The organism is Rubritalea squalenifaciens DSM 18772 (assembly GCF_900141815.1).
GTDB classification, from domain to species: domain Bacteria; phylum Verrucomicrobiota; class Verrucomicrobiia; order Verrucomicrobiales; family Akkermansiaceae; genus Rubritalea; species Rubritalea squalenifaciens.
In genome coordinates, this window is the sequence record NZ_FQYR01000004.1 from 671,692 (window position 1) to 692,711 (window position 21,020).

Annotated in this window: 20 protein-coding genes; 10 read left to right on the plus strand and 10 right to left on the minus strand. The window is 50.8% G+C overall.

What is annotated here, in order from left to right; genetic code table 11:
• Nucleotides 1–4: 4 nt before the first annotated feature.
• The 3 genes from rho to BUB27_RS13060 form a co-directional block, all read right to left on the minus strand.
• Complete coding sequence (rho, locus tag BUB27_RS13050) at nt 5–1,756, minus strand: transcription termination factor Rho (protein WP_143184286.1); 1,752 nt, start codon at nt 1,754–1,756, stop codon at nt 5–7.
• A gap of 467 nt (nt 1,757–2,223) precedes the next feature.
• Nucleotides 2,224–2,883 (minus strand): L,D-transpeptidase, encoded by a 660-nt coding sequence (locus BUB27_RS13055; RefSeq protein WP_143184287.1) that lies wholly within the window; start codon nt 2,881–2,883, stop codon nt 2,224–2,226.
• Nucleotides 2,884–2,954: 71 nt separating this feature from the next.
• Nucleotides 2,955–3,395 (minus strand): hypothetical protein, encoded by a 441-nt coding sequence (locus BUB27_RS13060; RefSeq protein WP_143184288.1) that lies wholly within the window; start codon nt 3,393–3,395, stop codon nt 2,955–2,957.
• 131 nt (nt 3,396–3,526) lie between these two features.
• Here BUB27_RS13060 and BUB27_RS13065 point away from each other — a divergent pair, with 131 nt between their 5' ends.
• Together BUB27_RS13065 and BUB27_RS13070 are read left to right on the plus strand one after the other, a co-directional pair.
• Nucleotides 3,527–3,817 (plus strand): 4a-hydroxytetrahydrobiopterin dehydratase, encoded by a 291-nt coding sequence (locus BUB27_RS13065; protein ID WP_143184289.1) that lies wholly within the window; start codon nt 3,527–3,529, stop codon nt 3,815–3,817.
• Nucleotides 3,818–3,872: 55 nt separating this feature from the next.
• Nucleotides 3,873–4,466: a hypothetical protein gene (locus tag BUB27_RS13070; RefSeq protein WP_143184290.1), complete on the plus strand. Its 594-nt coding sequence runs from the start codon at nt 3,873–3,875 to the stop codon at nt 4,464–4,466.
• Nucleotides 4,467–4,475: 9 nt separating this feature from the next.
• Here BUB27_RS13070 and BUB27_RS13075 read toward each other — a convergent pair whose 3' ends face one another.
• Entirely contained in the window at nt 4,476–4,745 is a 270-nt protein-coding gene (locus BUB27_RS13075) for a hypothetical protein (protein ID WP_143184291.1), read from the minus strand.
• Nucleotides 4,742–5,236: a GNAT family N-acetyltransferase gene (locus tag BUB27_RS13080; RefSeq protein WP_143184292.1), complete on the minus strand. Its 495-nt coding sequence runs from the start codon at nt 5,234–5,236 to the stop codon at nt 4,742–4,744. The genes BUB27_RS13075 and BUB27_RS13080 overlap by 4 nt, the downstream gene beginning before the upstream one ends.
• Before the next feature lie 240 nt (nt 5,237–5,476).
• Here BUB27_RS13080 and rpmH point away from each other — a divergent pair, with 240 nt between their 5' ends.
• The 7 genes from rpmH (at nt 5,477) to recR (ending at nt 11,293) form a co-directional block, all read left to right on the plus strand.
• Nucleotides 5,477–5,659, plus strand: coding sequence for a 50S ribosomal protein L34 (rpmH, locus tag BUB27_RS13085; RefSeq protein ID WP_143184293.1), 183 nt, complete (start codon nt 5,477–5,479; stop codon nt 5,657–5,659).
• Between the two features lie 77 nt (nt 5,660–5,736).
• On the plus strand, nt 5,737–6,093 hold the full coding sequence (gene rnpA, locus BUB27_RS13090) for a ribonuclease P protein component (RefSeq protein WP_159434956.1): 357 nt from the start codon (nt 5,737–5,739) through the stop codon (nt 6,091–6,093).
• On the plus strand, nt 6,090–6,341 hold the full coding sequence (yidD, locus tag BUB27_RS13095) for a membrane protein insertion efficiency factor YidD (RefSeq protein WP_234991751.1): 252 nt from the start codon (nt 6,090–6,092) through the stop codon (nt 6,339–6,341). The genes rnpA and yidD overlap by 4 nt, the downstream gene beginning before the upstream one ends.
• A 26-nt stretch (nt 6,342–6,367) precedes the next feature.
• Nucleotides 6,368–8,251: a membrane protein insertase YidC gene (gene yidC / locus BUB27_RS13100; protein ID WP_143184295.1), complete on the plus strand. Its 1,884-nt coding sequence runs from the start codon at nt 6,368–6,370 to the stop codon at nt 8,249–8,251.
• A gap of 124 nt (nt 8,252–8,375) precedes the next feature.
• A complete protein-coding gene (locus BUB27_RS13105) occupies nt 8,376–10,001 on the plus strand; it encodes an AAA family ATPase (protein ID WP_200797122.1) in 1,626 nt (541 codons plus the stop codon).
• 26 nt (nt 10,002–10,027) lie between these two features.
• The gene (locus BUB27_RS13110) at nt 10,028–10,687 is read left to right on the plus strand and encodes a hypothetical protein (RefSeq protein WP_143184296.1); all 660 of its coding nucleotides are present in this window, start codon (nt 10,028–10,030) and stop codon (nt 10,685–10,687) included.
• 6 nt (nt 10,688–10,693) lie between these two features.
• Nucleotides 10,694–11,293 carry a recombination mediator RecR gene (recR, locus tag BUB27_RS13115; RefSeq protein WP_143184297.1) on the plus strand — a complete coding sequence of 200 codons (600 nt, stop codon included), beginning with the start codon at nt 10,694–10,696 and terminating at the stop codon, nt 11,291–11,293.
• 82 nt (nt 11,294–11,375) lie between these two features.
• Here recR and BUB27_RS13120 read toward each other — a convergent pair whose 3' ends face one another.
• From BUB27_RS13120 to BUB27_RS13130, 3 genes are all read right to left on the minus strand, one after another.
• Nucleotides 11,376–12,866, minus strand: coding sequence for a prenyltransferase/squalene oxidase repeat-containing protein (locus tag BUB27_RS13120; RefSeq protein WP_143184298.1), 1,491 nt, complete (start codon nt 12,864–12,866; stop codon nt 11,376–11,378).
• A 200-nt stretch (nt 12,867–13,066) separates the two neighbouring features.
• On the minus strand, nt 13,067–15,391 hold the full coding sequence (locus tag BUB27_RS13125; protein WP_143184299.1) for a Tex family protein: 2,325 nt from the start codon (nt 15,389–15,391) through the stop codon (nt 13,067–13,069).
• 230 nt (nt 15,392–15,621) lie between these two features.
• Nucleotides 15,622–16,599 (minus strand): hypothetical protein, encoded by a 978-nt coding sequence (locus BUB27_RS13130; protein WP_143184300.1) that lies wholly within the window; start codon nt 16,597–16,599, stop codon nt 15,622–15,624.
• Between the two features lie 211 nt (nt 16,600–16,810).
• Between BUB27_RS13130 and BUB27_RS13135 the strand changes: the two genes are divergently transcribed.
• Nucleotides 16,811–17,533, plus strand: a complete 723-nt coding sequence (locus BUB27_RS13135; protein ID WP_159434957.1) for an outer membrane lipoprotein-sorting protein — start codon at nt 16,811–16,813, stop codon at nt 17,531–17,533.
• A 505-nt stretch (nt 17,534–18,038) separates the two neighbouring features.
• Here the strand turns inward: BUB27_RS13135 and BUB27_RS13140 are convergent.
• Together BUB27_RS13140 and BUB27_RS13145 are read right to left on the minus strand one after the other, a co-directional pair.
• Nucleotides 18,039–19,457 carry a hypothetical protein gene (locus BUB27_RS13140; protein ID WP_143184302.1) on the minus strand — a complete coding sequence of 473 codons (1,419 nt, stop codon included), beginning with the start codon at nt 19,455–19,457 and terminating at the stop codon, nt 18,039–18,041.
• Between the two features lie 140 nt (nt 19,458–19,597).
• Nucleotides 19,598–21,001 (minus strand): hypothetical protein, encoded by a 1,404-nt coding sequence (locus tag BUB27_RS13145; RefSeq protein ID WP_143184303.1) that lies wholly within the window; start codon nt 20,999–21,001, stop codon nt 19,598–19,600.
• Between the last annotated feature and the right edge of the window lie 19 nt (nt 21,002–21,020).

The following is a 21,020-nucleotide window of genomic DNA, read 5'->3' on the forward strand; positions in this document are numbered from 1 at the left end:
GTGATTAGCCCTTAATCTCCAGCATCATCTGGGCATTACTGTGGAAGCGCTTCAGGAAGAAAATAAGGCGCTCCATTGCCTCATGTGGGCGATGGCCTGAGAGCCCGCGTCTGATGAGGTGAATCTTGTGCAGGATGTGCTCAGGCAGAAGAAGTTCTTCACGGCGTGTGCCGGATTTGAAGATGTCCACAGCTGGGTAGATGTACTGCTCAGCAATACGACGGTCGAGAACCAGCTCCATATTACCTGTGCCCTTGAATTCCTGGAAGATGGCATCATCTGCACGGGAGTTGGTGTGCACCAGTGCTGTGGCGATGATTGTCAGGGACCCTGCATTGCGGGTGTTGCGTGCAGAGGCAAAGAGACGGCGTGGCATTTCCAATGCGCCGCCAATGATACCGCCGGACTGGATGCCGCGGCCTCGGCTCTTCTTGTCACCACCCATGGCAGTGTTGTAGGCGCGTGCGAGACGTGTGATAGAGTCCATCATCAGGAAGACGTGCTGGCCCGCCTCGACGAGACGCTTGGCGCGTTCGATGGCGATCTCCGCAACTCGGCAATGATTTTTGGCGCCGGAGTCGTTGGAGCTGGCATAGATCTCTGCGTCGGGAAGTGATCGTTTGAATTCGGTCACTTCTTCCGGGCGCTCATCTACGAGCAGGATCATGAGGTGAAGATCCTCAGAATACTTTTCTCTCACAGCTTCTGCCATGTGCATCATGAGAGTGGTCTTACCCGAGCGAGGAGGGGAGACGATCAGTCCACGCTGGCCACGGCCAACAGGGGAAATAATGTCCACGACACGTGTGGTGAAGCGTTCTGGGGTAGTTTCAAATGGGATGCGCTTGTCCGGGTTGACGGCTTTGAGTTCTTCAAAGTGTGGGAGCTTACGGGCAGCCTCCGGCTTCATGCCGTTGACGTCCTTGATTTCGGTCACTTGGAGACCGCGTGGACCTTGCTTGGCTACGCCTTTGATCCAGACGCCGTCACGCAGGCCTAGGCTGCGGATCAGTTCAGGGGTGACGAAAACATCGTCACGAGATTGGTCGAGTCCCTTGTTGAGTTCACGCAAGAAGCCAAAACCTTTGGAGCTGAGTTCGAGAATTCCGCCGACAGCTACTGGATCGCCAGTGAGTTCAACTGGCTTGCGCTCGCGATCCTCGTGCTGAGATTTGTTGTTATTGTGGCGGTTGTTCTTCTTGTTGCGGCCTTTGTTGCGGTTGTTGTTATTGTTCCGGTCGACTCGGCCACCGCCTTTTACGCGTCCATGTCTCTGACGGCCTTCGTTTTTGTTCTGGCGTCCGTGGTGGTTCCTCTTTTGGGAGTTGTCCCTGTTCTGGTCATTCTGCTGCTTGTCTCTGGAATCTGATTCCTTGACTGGAGCAGCTTGTGTCTCGGGAGATGGAGACTTGGATTCGACGGCGGCTTTGGCTTCTTTGACTGGAGCTTCAGTGCTTTCAGTCTCAGAGGCTGGTTGTTTCTTAGCTTTGGCAGCAGGCTTCTTCTCAGCCTTAGGAGCTGGAGAGGCAGAAGATTCGGCGACGAAATTAAGTTCAGCTTGTGCGGAGTCAGCAGCTACCTTTTTTGCGGCGACCTTTTTGGCAGCCTTCTTGGCTGTCTTTTTAGCCGCTACTTTTTTGGTAGTTTTCTTGGCTGCTTTTTTAGCGGTGGCTTTCTTGGCGGCTTTTTTAGCCGTCTTTTTCTTAGGTGCCGCTTTTTCTTCGGGAGTTACCCCTTCCGTTTTAGCTTCGCTCATGGATGGTTAGTGTGTGAAAAATTGGGATAAAGCTTTCGCGCTATTTCATTGGGAATTGGAATGCGATGGCTAGCATGGGAGCTGAAGCCGTAGCGCTGAGTGTGCTTGAGAGTAGGATCTCTAGTCCGAGGTGATAAAACTAGGTGTTTTGGTTTGGGTCTTAACCTACGTAGAGGGTACGATTGGGGGCGATATGGTGGCGTCCACAATTCCATAGCCGAATGCCGGCAGTGGTCACTTGCGGATATCATAAAGATATTGTGCCGCAAAGTAGTGGGGTGACACTCCCAAGACGGACTCATAAAGTAGTTCCGTCAGATCGTTTAGACTTCTGAAAGATGGCTCGTAGAACGCCTGATGGCAACTATTTTTTTCACCCAAGGCAAAGATGAGTCACAAAATGCAAAAACCCGCGAGGAGTGATCCTGCGCGGGTTTGAGGCTAAATTGATAATTTTTATCCGGCCTTTAGTTGTAGGTCGGAGTCTTGTGTTTGGTGAAGTAGCCTTTCCCAAGGTAAAAATCGTTCGGGTAGTCTTTGAGTGGGCCTGCATCAGGAGGGCGAGGCACGTTGCGGCCGAGGGTGGCGTCCTCCGGCTGGCTTGTAGCAATGTTGACCGGGGTGCCAACACGGACTAGGCTATAAAACTTAGGAGCTACATTTTCGTGCATACGGATACAGCCATGGGTGCACGGGGCATGCTTCATCCAGCCTGTGTGGAAACCGTAGTGCTGTTTGAACTCACACCAGTAGGGCATTGGAGTGCCTTTGAATTTCCAGCCGGCAGGCTTTTTGTAGATATAAGTCTTCACGCTCTGGTTGCCATTGTAAGCGTAGCCATGGCTATTTGCCCTGTGGTAGTGATCCTTCTTGAAGATGCGGAAATTTCCCTTAGGGGTAGGGGTCTTGGCTGTACCTACGGATACAGGCATCACAAGAAGTGGTGTTTGGCCTTCCATCACATAGACCATTTGATTGCTGGTCGATACCTTGACCCTAACATTGGAAGGGTTACTGGGCTTCTTTGCAGGCAGATCATAGCTGTGGTAGGATCCGGACGACATATTGGTGCAGGAGGAAAGCAAAGCTGCAGCAATACCACTAACAATAAGGAGGTACTTCTTCATACGCACAACATAGCTAATATTTCCGGCTATGGGTTGCAATGTGTTTTTGGTGAAAAAAACGCAGAAGTCATTCACCTTCTCCTGGCCCAGCTGGTCACGCGCTCCTTGCGGAATTCCACGTAGGCGGTGCGTTCCGGTACATAATTAACTTCCGGGCCGAATCCGAAACCGGAGTATGGGTGGCCATATCTTCCCCAACGGTAACCATAGTTACCATAGAACCGGTTCGTGTAGACAGGCCGATAGCTATTGTAGAGCCAGCGCTCAAAATCACTTCCGTCGCGAGATCCGGCCATGCTGTTGCTGGGGTGGCCCCAGGCAAGAAAGACCGCTTTTTTACTCATGCCTTTGGCGATGCGACCTTGCTTCACAAGCTCTTGATCTTTGGAGCTTAGATTGTCGTAAATTACGGGATTTTGTTGGATACGGGCAGCAGGGGTGCTTGAAGTGCAGTTTGCAAAGGCGAACAAGCAAAACGCTCCCGACACAGCATGGAGAAGTTTTTTGATCATTCTGGAGTTTAGCTTGGATTCATCTAGAAATCAATAGCTCACGGAAGAGTGCGGATTTCTGTCGATCATGCTTGCCAAGTGTATGTCTATGAAAGCATTATGTGAATTGTTTAAATCACAGTGTCGTTGTTATGTCTGAAGAAATTATATCTCCTAGCGAATTAGAAGAAGAGCTGCGCAAATGTCCCGAATGGGAGATTAAAGGGAGCAAAATCATTCGAGAACTTGAGTTCGAGGAATTTATGGATGCGATAGACTTTGTGAACTTGATCGCCGAGGCCGCCGAGGATGCTTCCCATCACCCGGATATCGATATCCGCTATAACAAGGTGAAGCTAGCACTGACGACTCATGAGATTGGAGGAGTGACAGAGGCTGATCTGGAGATGGCAATCCGTATCGACAATATCTGTGACGAATAGTTTCGCGGAAATGTGAGCTTGAATGGTTGGAGTGATAGGCTATAAGCCCTTCCTAATGCGACTTCTCCAGACATTACCATTCAGCTTAGGCGCGGCTATTCTGCTTTTGTCCTCATGTGCTTCCGAGCGCAAAGTGAGCTACACCAGGGGTGAGAGCAGTGGGATTTCCAAGTATGAGAGTGATGTCCGCTACCAGCAGCAAGCTGATGGCTCAGTAAGACCTAATAAAGATGTGCGCAGCCAATACGATGGGCGACAGGAGTATCTCTCCGCTCGAAGTTTCGGTGGGCAGGATTACACTACGGAGAAATACGGTAAGAAGCGCTGGGGCAGGAATACGGACTACGCCAACAAGCAGTATGGAGGCAAGACCGATGGTAGCCATTTCCAGTACTCACCTGAGTTTGTTCAGCAACAGGCCATGGCGCAGGGGCAGTTGGCTCGAGTGAACGGGCAGAACTATGGAGCAAACCAGTATGCTGCCGGGCAGGCCAATGTTCAAAACAGAAATCACTATCTGGCCAAGCCCGCGAATGCCAAAACAGAGAGCAGGCGTGGTGTGTACAAGCAGCCGGATATCATCAGTAAGCAGGATTTTACGGAGCTTAGCATCGAAGAGTCGAAAAGCTTACTAGGAAGAGATAGGTAGACGCAAAGCTTACTCGTTTTTCCACCAATCTGGATCTCGTTCCCAAGGGTTGCCCTTGGGTTTCTTCTTTTTACGAACAGGGGTGGCTTGACGTTTGTTACTGTGCTCCTCTTTGGAGCACTCTTCAATGAGTTGCTCTTCTGGACTAGGTTTGTCGTTTCTGTGGCGAATGAGTCGAACGATAATCGTGGCGATCACTCCCAGCGCAAAGAATGAGAAGGCCAGCATGGTAAGGGCTGGGACATCGCTTTGGGAGAGGGCTGCCAGTTCTAGTTTCATTCTAATGTCATTCTCATCGGAATCATGCTGGAGTAGGAAAAACCAAGTTTCTTGAAGAAGTTTTGGGAGTCGGCGCTGATTTTGTCCGTGAGCAAAGTGATGCGTCGGAAATTCTTTTGCTTAGCAAACTTGATCACGTGATCGATGAGCATACTACCATAACCTTGTCCTCGATGGGTAGGATGAATGATAAAATCTTCCAACAAAATGACCATGCCGCCCATCGCTGTGGAGATCGTGAAGAGGAGGTTGACCATGCCGAGTATCTGGTGGTCGTTGCGTAGAATGAAAATGCGTCCGCGGCTGGGCTCTTCGAGAATCAAACGAAGGCCGTCTTCCTGAGCCTGCCGGTTCGGGGTGAAGTCACCTTGGAGCTCGAAAAGCTCTTGGACGAGGTCGACCAGGGAGTCCAGGTCTTCGATCGTTGCGGTCTCTACACGGGGGGTGTCAGATGATTTGAGGTGCTCGGCACTGGCTGAAGTAGGAATCATTATCTCGCAAAAAATAACACTGTTATAAGTAGTAAATTAGCATGCCGACATCCGCTCTCCCAGCTATAAAATGAGGTCAGGGGCAGAAAAATAGCCTCTCTGGCAGTTGAATTTGCCTGAATCTGCAAGAAAGTAAGAATGACGTATTGACAAGCGGCTGGAAATATCTAGTTTGCCCGCCCCGTCCTATTGTCTCCAGTAGGGAAGGGACATCAATTTTATCACCAAGGGATTTTTATCATGAGCAAACGCACTTACCAACCTTCTAAGCGTTCCCGCAAGCGCCAACACGGTTTCCGCGCACGCATGGCTACTAAAGCTGGCCGTGACATCCTTCGTCGTCGCCGTCAAAAGGGACGCAAGCGCCTTCTTCCGAAGGGTGCAGAGATTCACTTCAAGCGCCACACAACACAGCACGGCTAATTCATCGTTTCTCACATGGGCTCATAGTCTAGGGACTGTGAGCCTACAGAGAAACAAGCCGGTGATTGATGCGCCCCATGCGCCTTCCGCGAAAGTTCTCCATGACACAGCGGGCAGAATTTGCCCGTGTCAGAGAATATGGGAAGTCGAGACCGGGGCGCTATCTTGTTGTCAGCGTTTTACAGGAACCCGAGCTGGATCATTTCAAGCTCGGTTTTATTGTTACTAAGAAAGTAGGTAAGGCGCATCTGCGTAACCTACTGCGCCGGAGATTCCGGGCAATTATCCAAAAACATGGTGACCAGCTCAAAACAGACCGGTACATTGTCACGATTGCTCGGTGGCGGGCTGTCGAGGCGAGTTTCCATGAATTGGAAAAAGACTGGCTTAAGCAGGCCAGGCACTTTGGGCTTCTCAAGGAGGTTCCGGAGTGAAAAAGCTGCCAGTCATTATCATCCGTCTGGGGATACGTTTTTACCAGAAATTCTTGAACCCGATTTTGCGGGCCTTGGGGGGACCCCATTCTGGGTGTCGATTCACACCAAGTTGCTCCCACTATTTTCTCGAAGCCGTGGAAATACACGGTGCACTCTATGGAAGCTGGCTGGGAATCTGCCGCATCTGCCGCTGCCACCCATGGGGCAAATGTGGGCACGACCCAGTGCCTCCGAAAAAATCTTAACGACTATCTAATCACTTAAATCTACTATGGATCGTAAAGCTTGGATCATACTTATCGTCTGCGGGCTTGGCCTGATGCTGAACTATCAGTTCATGATGAAGAACCAGGAGGACCTGGATCGGCAGAAGCAGCAGGAAGAGCAGCAATCTGAAGCTCCTGCAGGTACTGAGAAGGCGCCTGAGCTGATTACTGAGAAGCCTGAGATCGAGAGAGAAACACGTGAGGATGTTCCATTCCAGCTGATCGGCAAGGATGGCGAGAAAGTCGACGTGATCTATAACTTCACCAGCTTCGGTGGTGGAGTGAATGATGCGGAGTTTCCTAACCAGAAGGAGGTCAATGGTGATGGTCACGTGAGGCTGAACCTTCGTTCAAGCTATGCGGTGGGTGCTTTGGCTGATGATTTCAAGAAGATCGATAAGACCTACTATCAGATTGTCTCCGGCGGCAAAGAAGGCGACGATCATGTTACCTATCGTGCGACTCTAGAGAATGGTCTTCAAGTCACCAAGGAATGGACCCTTAAGGACGGCGCAGACACCAAAGGGTATCAGCTTCACCTGGCGGTTACTTTCAAAAATACCGGAGATTCCAGTGTTAACCTCAATGACTGGGGTGTTTATACGGGGACAGCAGCTCCTCTGCACACGGATGAACTTCAAGATAAGGCTGGCTGGTTCTACTATGCGGACGGCAGCTTTGAATTTGATAAGCAGGGACCCTTCACTAAAGGCTGGTTCAGCAGCGCCAAGCCTGTCGAGTTGGTAAAAACGACCAACCTTGAATATGCGGGTGTGAATAGCCAGTTCTTCACCACCTTCTTCATGCCGAAGGGTTTCTCATCCGATTCTATCTGGGCGACAGGCCGTGAGATTGATCTTGGCGACAACGACGACCAGAAGAAGCGCTGGATGTTTGAGATGGGCGTTGATTTCCCGGATAAGTCTCTCGGTAAGGATGAGCAGCAGAGCTACGCCTTTGATATCTATATGGGGCCTAAGGAGCGTGACATCATCAAGACTGTCGGCCCTAACACGGATCCTATCATGAACTACGGCTGGTTCTGGTTCGTGGCGAATTTCATGAACTGGGCGGTGAACCACATTCACAACTGGTTCGAGGGTTATAGCTGGGCCTGGGGAGCCGCGATTATTCTTCTCACACTATTCATCCGTATTCTGATCTGGCCGCTTCATAACAAGTCCACACGCACGATGAAGCGTATGGGCAAGCTTCAGCCATTGATGAAGGAGCTCAAGGAGAAGTATGCGGACAACCCGCAGAAGATGAATCAGGAGACCATGAAGCTGTATCGTGAGTACGGTGTGAACCCGATGGGGGGCTGTCTTCCGATGCTTCTTCAGATTCCGATCTTCTTCGGTGTCTTCAAGATGCTGGGTTCTGCGGTCGAGATGCGGGGTGCTAGTTTCCTTTGGGTAGATGACCTTTCCTTGCCTGATACCGTCTACGAAATTTGGGGACTGCCTATCAACATGCTTCCGATCGTGATGGCTGTGACCATGATCTTCCAGATGCGTCTGACACCACAGACCGGAGACAAGCTGCAGCGCCGTATCTTCATGCTGATGCCGCTGATGTTCTTCTTTTTCTGTTACAACTACGCGTCAGCCTTGGCTCTCTACTGGTCTACTCAGAATATTATTTCTATCGGTCAGACTCTCTTGATGCAGCGTCTTCCTGAGCCAGAGCTTAGCAAGAAGAAGCCTGGCCAGAAAGGTGGCGGAGACGATGACGGTAAGCCACGCAAGAAGGGTTTCTTTGAGCGCCTTGCCGAGAAGATGGAGGAAGTGCAGGCCCAGCAGGAAGCTGCCAGAGGAGCGGCTAAACCGACAGCGCAGGCGCCTGCTGACAAGAAGCCTAAGAAGCGTAGTCCACGCACAGGTGGTTAATTCAGCCTCTACACAAGTTTGAAATAAGAAGCCCGGTCGTTATGATCGGGCTTTTTTTGTGGGTAGAAAATTACCGGCTTTTTCCAGTGGCGAGCCCTCCAAAGCTGGTGGATAGTCGCGATGTATGAGTGAAAAGGACAAGGATAAGCCAGATGAGTCCAAGGAAATCCAGAAGACCTTGGAGGATTTGTTCAAGCGTCTGGGTGGGATTACGATTCCTGTAGGCGGAGCGAGTGCCTTCAGCGAACAGCGTGCTGCTGAGGGGAAGGGGGATGCAGAGCCTAGCAAAATGCAGAACTCAGAAGAGATCTTTTCCTTCAACTATAGGCCTCGAGAGATCAAGGCTCACTTGGACCGTTTTGTAATTCGCCAGGATGAGGCCAAGAAGGCTTTGTCGATCGCAGTCTGTGATCACTACAATCACGCAAAATACATCAAGGCCTACGAGCGTGACCACGGGGATTTGCCTGCTGGTTTTGAATACCAGAAACAGAATGTTATTGTGGTGGGGCCTACGGGGGTTGGTAAGACCTATCTGGTGAAGCATATTGCGGAGCTCATTGGCGTGCCTTTTGTGAAGGCAGATGCCACCAAATTTTCAGAGACAGGTTATGTTGGAGGGGATGTCGATGACTTGGTGCGCGATCTCGTGCGCAAGGCTGATGGTGACGTGGAGCTGGCTGAGTATGGCATCATCTACATCGATGAGATTGATAAGCTGGCTAGCAAGGGTGGAAATACCATCGGTAGGGATGTTAGTGGGCGAGGGGTGCAGACGACCTTGCTCAAGCTGATGGAGGAGACGGAGGTCGCCTTGCGTAACCCGATGGATATGAAGGGCCAGATGATGGCAATGATGGACATGCAGAGCGGCAGAAAGCCGCAGAAGGAGACCATCAATACGAGAAACATTCTCTTTATTGTGAGTGGAGCTTTCAGTGGTTTGGAGAAATTGATTTCCAAGAGGGTGCAGAGCTCCCGCATTGGCTTCCAAGTGGATGCGAAAGAGGAAGTACTGGATAGGGAGCTGTTCCGGCATGTAAATACGCAGGACTTTATTGATTTTGGCTTTGAAGCTGAGTTTATCGGCCGTCTTCCAGTCAGGGTGGTTTGTGAGAAGTTGGAAAAGAAGGATTTCGTCAATATTATGAAGTACTCGGAGGGGAGTTTGCTCAGGCAGTATGAGCGCGAGTTTGAGGCCTACGGCATTAGTGCCAAATTTGAGGATAGTGCCATTGAGTACGTCGCCGAGCTGGCGGAAAAAGAGAATACTGGTGCGCGTGCCCTGATGACGGTGCTCGCAGCGCAGCTACGTGATTTCAAATTTGAGCTGCCGGGGACCTCGATCACTGAGCTGCCAGTGAATCGTGAGCTGATGGAGCATAAATCTGCTGTGCTGGAAAAGTATCGAGAGGAAGGCACACGTATTGATATGGCCAAAGTGAGGGATGAAGTAGAATTCTTCACGAAGGAATTTAGGGCGAAACACAAGGTGAAGATCTCATTCTCAGAAGAAGCAATAGCCTGTCTGGCGGATATTTCAGCTGAACAGGGGCGAAGTGTCCTTCAGATCTGCCACGATAAATTCAAGGATTACCAGTTCGGGCTGAAGTTGGTTCAGCGTAATACCGGGCTCGACACCTTCGAATTACCAAAAGAATCGACAATTGATTCGGACAAATACTTGAGTGATCTGGTAGTTCAGTCTTATGATGCGAGTAAGCCAGCTGATGATAACCTAAGCGGTTAGTGTGTCAGCGGCATCTACTCGATATTATGAGCACTCATGTCGTTAAACCGATTGGTCAAGTTGCGCTGCCAGGATTCCTCTGTGGGCTGGCTGGCGCTGGCTTGGCTATAGGGCTGGATGTAATGGGGGTGTTAGGTGTTGCCCAACAGCGCCTCACTGAGGTGTTTCAGGGGAAGCCGTTTTATCAGCAAGACTTTTCTACGTGGGCACCTCATTGGGATTGGGCTCTTGGCGGGGTTCTTGCCATCTTGGTTGCTCTCGCGGTGTTAGATTCACCAGGTGCTTGGAGACGATTTTTCGTGGGCTTTTTCGCCTTGGTGCTATTGATTGGTGTAGCTCCGTTACTTGTTCTTTGGGGCAAGTTCTGGTCGCCTGTAGTTCCAGCGGTAGCGGTCATTTGGTCATGGTTTTGTGCCGTGGTCTATAGCTCCCAGCACCGGATGCCGTGTGATATAGCTCTTCACCTTGGTGAAGAACACATTCACCTGAAAACCTCCGAGGAGATTATTGAGGAGGTGGTCGAAGAGGAGCATATCAGAGTAGAGACTGTGCCTTTTCCGCTGCCTGTGAAAAAACAAGAGCAGGAAGTCAGCTCCAAATCTTCCAGTGGAACAGATGAGTTGTCTGACGGCGTGAGTCGTTGGAAGCCAAATACCTCTGAAGAGGCTAGCCGTAAAGAAGGGTAGAGGTCTATGGCGCGAGCAGATTATCCTGAACCGATTACGGATCTCATTGCTGAACTCAAGCGTTTGCCCGGCGTGGGACCGCGCAGTGCTGAGCGCATTGCGATGTGGATGATTCAGCATAAAAGGAAAAATCCTCATGAGCTAGCAGAGGCCTTGTTAGCTGCTGAGAGGGATGTTCAGTCTTGCTCTGTTTGTGGATTCTTTGCGACTGAGGCGGGTTGTCGTGTCTGTGATGATGCAGGCCGTGATGAGCATTTGCTATGCGTGGTGGAGCAGCCTACTGATGTGCTGCCTCTGGAGCGTAGCGGAGCATTCAATGGCTATTACCATTGTCTGGGGGGTAAGCTGTCTCCACTGGACAATGTGACGCCAGAAGATCTACGTCTGTCTCAGCTCCTGAAAAGAGTGGAAGCTCTGGATGAGGTAGAGGTTATCTTGGCGCTGAGTTCTGATGTGGAAGGTGAAGCCACTGCAAATTACATCACCGACATGTTGTCATCCAAGGGGTGTTTGGTCACACGCATCGCCCAAGGCTTGCCTGCTGGTGGAGGCTTGGAGCATGCTGACGAGCTGACTTTACTCAGAGCTCTGCAAGGTAGGCGCTAAGCTGCATTTGATTTACCAAAAAAGCCCCAACTCAGAGATGAGTCGGGGCTTTTGTTTTTAGAGAGTCAGTTGGTCAGGCTGCTTACTTGGCAGATGTACCAGGAAGGAAGCGGTAGTAGACTTCCAGCATGAGGGTGCAGAGGCAGGTACGGTAGTGGAGGCTGTATTCGCCGGAGACGAAGGTTGGGGCCACTGCATTGAGTGTCTGGCCACCACCTGGAGACTTGCGCCAGGAGCCGTCAGCAGCCTGGTTCTTCAGGATCTCGTCACGGAACTTGTTATTGTAGTCTCTCCATTCGCTGCCACCACGGTTCATCATAGCCTGACCGTAGTAGTAGTGGGCGTAGAGGTCAGCGTCTGCTGTGTCGTAACCAAATTTGACGTCGCGGGCAAACTTGGCAGCTTTACGAACAGTAGAGCGAGCGGACTTGCCCCACTGTTGATGGCAAAGCATTGAGCCGCCAGTCATGGAAGCGTGCTTGCCGCCGCCTGGAGTGTAGTAGACACCGCCATTGCCTTTTTGGCATTTCTCAAGATAGTCGAGAGCGTTTCGAACTACGCTGGACATGTTGCGGAACTCCAGTCCTGTGTGGTTGCAGGCTTTAAGTGCCTGTAGGTGCCAGCATACGATAGAGGAGTCACCACCACGGCCACCTGTCATGTCGTAATTGTAGTCCCAGGCACCAGTTCTGCTGTGCTGGCTGTTGAGGATGTGGTTGCCAGCCATCTGGACAACCTCTTTAAGGTTCGGGATGTTGATGTTCTGCTTGCTACAGAATGTGTAAGCCTCAGCGAGAGCATAGGTGGCAATCGCGTGCTCATATGGCCAGTGTTTGTCTTTAAGGTCTTTAGCGAGAGAGCCGTTGTTCTTCATGCCGATGCCTACGAGGTAGACGATGGCGTCGTTGACGGTCTGTCCGAACTCGGCGGAGTTAGGGGTCTCACAGTGACCAAGATAGGCGAGGAGGGCCAGGCCTGTCATGCCGACTGGCTGTGAGTTGGTCCATGAGCCGTTCTTGTTTTGAGTCTTCTGGAGCCAACGAAGTGCATTGACTACAGCTTCCTCACATTCAGGAGTACCACCTTCTTTGGTGAGGCGCTCAAGACGGTCAGCCTTGGAGCAGCGTTTTTTCATGGAAGCTGGGATGTTGCCAAATCCGCCACCGCCAGTGCCGTCGCCATCGCCGTCGCCCCAGCCGCTACCAAAGTCGTCGCCACTACCGAAGTCGAGCTGTGGTTCGGTGATTTGTACGTCTGGTACAGGTACAGCAGTAGGAGATGCTGTGGAGGCTGCAATCACCTTTGCCATGGAGGAAGATGGTGCAGAAGGCTTACGCTCTACTTGGTTGGTAACTTCAGGCTTCTCAATTCTGTCTTCAACCTGGCTCCCAGCATTGAAGGTGATGATCTCTGGAGTCTCTTTAATCAGAGGGTTGATGAAAATGTAAAAGAGTATCACCAACAAAAGGACAAATACCAGCAAGGCGATGATGATCGCTGAGATGGTAGAATTCCTTTTTTGAGCAGCCAAGGCTGCTTGGGCTTCTGGGCTTAATTGTGCATGTAGGCTCATTTTTCGATCGCTATGTGAAGTGTGTGAGTAATCGGTGTAGCCCTGTAGTCTGGGTAACTACGGGGCGACACCTTAAGAACTCATCACAGCAATCAAAAATTAGGCTGAAAAGCAGAAAAAATCAAAAATGTATAATAAATAAGTGTAATAATCGTCCTTTGATCACCATGGACTTGGATGTGATCAGATAATGACCATGGCTAGCGTTTGCCATTCTGTAGGGCATTATCAAACCAGTTACCGCCAAACTGCTGGTTTTGCTGTCTTGGGCGTCTGTCTCTGGACTGAGGTCTGCCACCGCCTGAATCACGGCGTCCACCTCCACCGCCGCCTCCTCTGGAGGAGGTTTCAGGGTTTGACTTCATGGAGAGGGCGATACGGTTTCGGCTCAGGTCTACCTCTGTCACGGTGACATTGACTTTCTGACCTACTTTGACGACCTCGTTAGGGTCATCTACGAATTTATCGGCGAGCTGGGAAATGTGTACCAGACCGTCTTGGTGGACTCCCACATCGACGAAGGCGCCGAAGTTGGTCACGTTGGTTACGATGCCAGGAAGCTTCATGCCGATTTCCAGATCGGATGGCTTTTCGATGCCCTCAGCAAAGGTGAAGACCTCAAACTTGGCACGCGGGTCACGGCCCGGCTTAGCTAATTCGTCGAGAATATCCTTGAGGGTGGGGAGGCCCACCTCAGGGGTCACGTAATCATTCAGCTTGATCTTCTTGCGGAGGTCGCTGGACTTGATGAGATCTTCCAGGGAGCAGCCCAAGTCGGCAGCCATTTTTTCAACCAGTGCATAACGCTCTGGGTGGACTGCTGACTGATCCAGTGGATTTTCAGCGCCTTGGATTCTCAGGAAGCCTGCTGCTTGTTCGAAGGTTTTGTCTCCGAAACGAGGAACTTGCTTCAATTCCTCGCGAGACTTGAATGGGCCATGTAGCTTGCGGTACTCGAGGATGTTTGTGGCAATCGTCGAGTTGAGGCCAGAAACATAGCTGAGAAGCTGGCGGCTGGCTGTGTTCACCTCGACACCGACGCCGTTCACGCAGGAGATCACGGTGTCATCCAGTGAGTTCTTGAGCATATTCTGGTCCACGTCGTGCTGGTACTGGCCTACACCGATGGACTTTGGATCGATTTTGACGAGTTCGGAGAGGGGATCCATGAGGCGGCGTCCAATCGAGACGGCGCCACGCACGGTCACATCTTTGTCTGGGAATTCTTCACGCGCAACTTCACTGGCAGAGTAGATGGAAGCTCCTGATTCATTGACGACAACGATGGGGATGCTGCCAGGTAAGCCTGCTGCTCTGACCGCGGCCTCAGCTTCTCTGGAGGCAGTACCGTTACCAATGGCAATGACCTCAGTCTTGTAGTGCTCGACCATTTTCTTGAGGATCATACCGGACTCTCTGGCTTGGGATGCGCTCGTGGTTAGGTGGAGTACTGCGTCAAACTGGAGGGTGCCCTGAGCATCCAGAACGACAGTCTTACAACCTGTACGGAAACCTGGGTCAATGGCGATGGTGCGCTTCTGGCCCAGAGGGGAGGCGAGGAGGAGTTCTCGAAGATTGTCAGCAAATACGCGTACCGCTTCAGCGTCTGCGTCTTTCTTGGTGCTCATACGGAACTCGGTCTCCAAGGAGAGAGAGAGCAGACGCTTGTAAGCATCTGTTAGTGCGAGCTCTAGTTGATCTGCAGCTACTCCTCTGGTGCCGCCAAAACGGGAGCGGAGGATTTCAATCGCTGAATCCTGATCTGCAGAAATACGCATGAAGAGGAATCCTTCTTTTTCACCCCGGCGCATCGCAAGGAGACGGTGAGATGGGACATCACGCAGGGATTCGCTCCAGTCGAAGTAATCTTTAAATTTCTGCGCAGCTGGGTCCTCCTGTTTGGACATCAGGACCTTGGAGGTGATGATGCCAGTGTCTTCGATCAAGGTGCGGAGTTCTGCACGGCACTCAGCATCATCAGCAATACGCTCCGCAATGATGTCTCTGGCACCGGCAAGCGCCTCTTCCGAGCTAGGTACGGCGACTTCCTTGTCATCGCTCTCGACGATAAACTTGGCGGCCTCTGTTTCTAGATCCGTGCTGCCGTTGTCGCGGTTGTCCCAGATGAAATCAGCTAGAGGCTCGAGTCCCTTGTCCTTGGCCATGGTGGCGCGTGTACGTCGTTTCGGTCTGAACGGGGCAAAGACGTCTTCCAGGCGGGTCATGGTATCCGCTTCTGCCACTTTCTTTTTCAGTTCGGGCGTGAGGAGTTTGCGTTCTTCCAGGCTTTTAACGATAGCTTGGCGGCGGCGTTCGAGTTCGCCGAGTTGCTGCATACGGTCCCTGATCGTCGTAATGGCGACCTCATCCATACTGCCAGTGGCTTCCTTTCGGTAACGGGCAATGAAGGGCACTGTAGCTCCTTCGGCAAGGAGCTTGGCTGTGGAGGCTACTTGGGCATCGCGGAGTTTGAGCTCAGCTGCGATGCGGCCAACAAAGTCGAGTGGATTAGGAGTATCGCTCATAGAAGTTGTGGCGGGAAGTGTCTCTATGGAGAGTCGCTGGGAAAGCGCAAAATGCGTCCCTGAAGCGAGATCTGGCCATGTTTTCCTTATTTTAAAAAACTTCCCACCTAAGCCATTCTAACGCGTCTGCCCATTCAGGGAATTTTAAAGAGATTAGTCCCCAGAGGCTGATAATTAAGACATCTTGATTATATCTCCGTATTAAACGTTAGGGGAAGGAACGCCTCTGCCTAGACGGTTTCGTAAGGCTTACGTTTGCCTGTGACGAGGCTTTCGTTGAGCCAGCTGAAGAGGGCGTCCACCTCGGAGGAATCGTTGCGGATGGCCTCGAGAGCATTCCAGTCGATGTGTGGTTTGGAATGGGCAGCTGCGATACGGGAGATTTCGAGTCTCTCCATGAGTGCCTCAGTTTCACGAGGGTGGGCATTAAGGATATGAGCTGGGCGAGGCAGGTCATCAATGGCGTATGGATTCAGGCCAAAGGAGGTGACTCCTACACCGAAGGCGGCATTGAGCTTGCGGTAGGCCTCAGTAAGAGCCTCGTCTTCGATAGGTGCGGCATAGATGAGTTCACCACCATTTGCCCAAACGGATGCGCTCAGCGCCTGGAAGAAGTCTTCTCTGAAGCTGTGATGGCTCGGGAAAATACGCAGTCTAGCAGCATGCAGGCGGAATGGGGGGAGGGAGAGGTTTTTCTTGAGTTGGAGGATGGCACTTTCGTCGTCATCTTCTCCGGCACCTTCCCAGTCTACCATGACCAGTTCTGGAAATTTCCAGAGATTGCCCATTGGTGCATCCTGTTGGAATGGCTCACGGAAAACAAAAGGGAAGCGTCCGTTCACCTCACACCAGCGATGCACGATGGCGCGGAATTTCTTCACGCGCATAAGAGCCTGGTCGACGGTGCTCTGATCACCACTCAAATCATCGAGGCGGCCTTGGGTCAGAGAGAGGAGTTCCTGGGCTCCAGATAGGGCTGGAACGGGAGCCGTGCGGCGGTAGTAGCCCTGACCTTTGTCTACCTTGGCAATCGAGGAGCCAGGGTCGCAGGACATGATAGAAAAGTGATAGCGCAGGGAGGCGTCCGAGTAATTTCCATTGAGCCTCATTCTGACCAGTCGGATCAATTCGGTCCCCTTGATGGCCTCTTTAGGATTAGCTGGGAGGATTTCTGGAAGGACTTCGTTAAGTTGTGTGCGGAGGCTCATGTGGTGCTTCGGTGTACGCGATTGACGACAATGAGTGCTGGAAAGTGTAAAATCTTCAAGCCTCAAGTGCGCGAGTTTTTTGAAAAAAGTGTCGGCAGTTTTGGCGAGTGACTGAGAATACAGTGCTTCGGCATGACGGCATCTCCGATTTTTTTTGAATAAAAAGAATTTGCTTGAGGTCTAAGTAAATATGAAGTGTTATTTTTCTAGCATGATAAGACAAGCAATGATCGCTCTGTGCGTGTGTGCAGGTGCTATGACAAGTGTGGTAAAGGCTGATGAAGCGGCCGAACGCATTCTGGCGACAGCACGCTACGTATCCACTCTTCAACATCAGGATCTGCATGGTCATATGACCAAGGATGGCAAGAAGATGCCGGTATCTCTATTCCTTCGTGGGGACGATATCCAGTTCCACTACAAGATCAAAGGTCAGCCTAACCGTTTCCACATGAGGCTGAAAGACGACATGTTTGATCTCTTTGAGATCAAGAATGGAAAGACGCTCAAATTTAATGATAACAAGATGGCGGAAACCATCAATGGAACTGACCTGACTTACGAGGACTTGTCCATGCGCTTCCTGTATTGGAAAGACGCCAAAGTCGAGGGGCAGGAGAGAGTCAATGGCCAGCCATGTTACAAGCTACGCCTGATCAACCCGAATAAGAATGTGGGTGACTACCAGATCGTTTATGTTTGGGTTCACAGCAAGCAGGGCGCTTTGATGAAAGTCGTTGGCTACAATGCTGCTGGTAAGCCGCTCAAGCAGTTCCAGGTCACGGATATCATGCGAGTAGGGAATGAATACACCCTGCGCCGCATGCGTGTGGAGAGCATCGATGCGGCTTCCAACAAGTTTACTGGTGTGACTTACCTAGAGTTCGATAAGCCCACCAAGGTGAGACAAGCAGAGGGTAAGCCGATGCGATAACCCTTCACCTCGCTTTATTCAAAGTAGCCACCTCAGTCATGGGGTGGCTTTTTTGTGTCTTCGAGGATCTATAATTAACGAGTTATGCAAGATAGTAAGCATTTCTTAAAGTGTTAGAATGCTTAAGGTGAGTCCATGTAATGCCTGAAATAAAGGGCTTTCCTGTATGTGTTAGTAGCTCTTTTTTAGCGATTTATTGACTTTTTGGCCAATTTGTTGGATAAGATCCCTGTGTGTTACATAGAGCTTTTAACTGCTTAACCCCCCGATGAACCCTGCCCCGTCATATCTTGAAATTTTCGATTGCGGACTGTTCTCTAAACGTTCGGTCAAGAGACGGATTTTTTCCCCCCAGATGACTGCTTGTATGCAGCCCTGCGGAAAGAGTCCGAAGGTGGTCGATGTCCGGCGATCGATACTCAAGTGAATTTCAACCAATTTTGATGTGAGGTAAATAGCTAGCCTCGGTCTGGGAGGGCCGGGGCTAGCGCTTTTTTACAGGCGACTACTTGTCCTGAATAGGATTCAGCCAATTGGTCTCAATCATCTTGTCGCCAAATTGGAGGGATCCGGTGAAGTTGGGTTTCTCCTCTGGAGAGCTAGGCGGGATATAGCTGTAGGATTTCCCGCTGTGCGGGATGGTTGGAAGCTTAGTCAGGTACTCTGGGCTGAGCTGGGAGAGGTCTTTTGGATATTCTCCGTTCTCGAGCTGATAGAGGCGAGTGGCTAGCGCCAGTCGGTGGCTTGAGAGCTTCATATCGGAATCCAAGCTGTTGTGGTAGTAATAGGAAAGACCAATGGTAACGATGGATATGGCTGTGCGGCTGAGGAGGCTGTAGTGACTGATCCTAGGGTCATTGATGTCGTCAATGGAGTCGAGATCTCCCGGTGCGATAAGCTTGGAGCTATTGGGGCGCAGGAAATGGTCGATCATGAAGCGCACATAGTCCGAGCGCAGGTTATGCATGATAAGCGGAGAGGCCTTACTGTAGCCCAGCGAGTCAAAACCTGAGCTTTCTTGGGGCTGGTCTTCGTTAAAATAAGCATCTTCCATCATGACCAGTACTGCAGGAATCTCGTCGCGGAACATCTCCCGGAAAGTCGGGTGCATGAGGTGTAGTGGGTGCTGCTTGAGGAGTTTTGCAATCACTTCAGCTTTCGCCTCTGGTGAAAAGGAATAGGCGGCTATGGTCCCTGTGATTTGTAAGTCAGTGGCAATAGAGACAGTATGGCCGATGAGGGTGAGTGAAGCATGCTGCTTGTCGAGCTTGTGGAAGTGAATCAAAGCCTCCAGATCACTAGAATTCCCAGAGTCGAGGACGAGACGCGCATATCCTCTAGCAGTAAGTCTATTGACAAGATTCATAGTGATGCGAGCCATGACGTATCCCTTGGAGTCTTTGAGATACTGGGATCCGTAGTCTGTAGACTTCATGACAGCACTTACAAATCTATCGAGCTCCTCGTTTGCTGGAGACATCGCGTCCAGAAGGCGCTGCGCGAGTTCTTTCTCTGTGAATTGCTCGTCTTCTGAAATTTGAAGAGCTTTGCGGATACTGCGCAAGTTCTCCGCATGGTCATGAGTGAGGCCAATCTCGCCGACATCAAGACCGGGAATGTCCACGAGTTTGTTGCGTGGCTCCTTGGTCGAATCAAAGAGCTCTTGGAGCCATGGATGGTCGTCAATGAGGGCGGTGCCTTCGCCTTTGTGTGAGTCGATATAGGTATTGAGGTCCAGCTCTACTCCCATTTCCTTGGCATAGGCTTGGGTATCCAGCCATTTCTGCTCGGCCAGTCTCCATTGTTTGTCCTGGTACCATTGATGGGCAAAGTAGGAGCCAACAGAGAGGATGAGAATCATAGTAAGGGCTGCGAACTTGAGTCCTGGTTTTCTGCTTGTTTTGCTGACTGATGGCGACGACATGGGCTGACCCTAGAAGCCACTTTGGGCAGTGTCAGTTATAAAGCTAGGAAGTTAATGGAATAGCTCCAGTAGAAGACTTCTAGACTGTCTCGGAAGCAATAGCTAGTCGGTTTTCGGTGTCCGTCGCCCACCGCTACACTCTAATCTTTTACTGGATGAAGCCAGTCAACCTCGATCCGTTTGCTACCGAATGTAAGAGAGCCTGTGAAGTTGGGTAGAGAGCTAGGTGAAGCCGGAGGGTGATAGCTGAAAGGTGTTCCGGTGTGAGGGATGGTGGGAAGCTTAGTCAGGTACTTTGGGGTGATCTGGGAGAGAGTCTTTGGATACTGGCCATTTTCAAGCTGATAGAGGCGAGAAGCTAGGGCGAGGCGTTTGAGGCCAAGCTGCATGTCTGACTTGAGATAGATATGGTAATGTTTATCCATACCATCCATGATGTCGGTTATCATCTGTCGACTGTGTGGTTTTAGGTTGCGGACTCTAGGGTCAAGGTCCCCGGCGATCGGTTCAAGATCGGATGGCTGTATATCTACTGCGGTCTCGTCTGGTTTGATAAGATAGTCGATGTAGAAGCGGATGAAATCAGAACGTATCTCAAGGAAGACGTGCTCAGGCATTGGGCTAGAATCTGGGTAAAGAGGGTTTCTCCCTTTTTTTACATCCTCGTGCATGTCAGCCCAGATGACAGATACGGCCGCAAGTTCACTGCGTATTATAAGCTTGAAATTTAGATGGTTCGGCTTGCTGGGCAAGATTGCAACTAATTGTTTTACCGTATTCGTTTTGGCCTGCGGCGAATAAGCGTAGGCATTTGCTGTAGACTCGGTCCTTAGCTTGATGGCGATGTTTACGGTGGTTTCTAAGAGGGAGCCTACACCGTGATTGCTATAGAGTTCCCTTAATTTACAGGCCGCTTGAAAATCACTACAATCATTGCCGCCTAGCATCAGCGTGCAATAAGCCTTGGTAAGTAGCAGGTCATGCATGAGTTTGACCCTGAAATGGTAGTTCACTGAGCCTTTCGCAGCCTTAAGAGATTCGGTGCCTAGGTCGCTAGACTCCATGATGGCTTGTTTTAGGCGGTCTAAATCCTGATTGCATGGAGTTAAGGCTTCTTGAAGTCTTTCAATCACTTCCCGGTCGCTTAGTTTTTCCTTGGTGGGAATGGTTAGTCTCTCTCTGATCAGGAGTATGTTTTTATTGTGATCCCGATCGAGAATGGGGACTCCGTTGGGTAAGGCCGGTAATTCAGTAAGCCCAGAAGACACATGGTCTGTGTTTGAAAAAACTTCCTTCAGCCAGGGGTGGCCATCAATAAGAGCAACGCCATTGCCTTTTTTTGAGTCGATGTAGGCATTGATATCGATCTCAACACCTTTTTCCCGAGCGTAGTCTTGAGCCACTTGCCATTTACCTTTTGTTTTATCCTGGCTACTGCTCAAATGCCACTGATAGCCGAGTGAGACAGGTGTGGAGAGGGCTAAAATACAAGTGAATGAGATAAGTAGATACTTTGGGGATCTAACTAAAGAAGTAGCAGGCATGTGTGATATAATAGGAAGC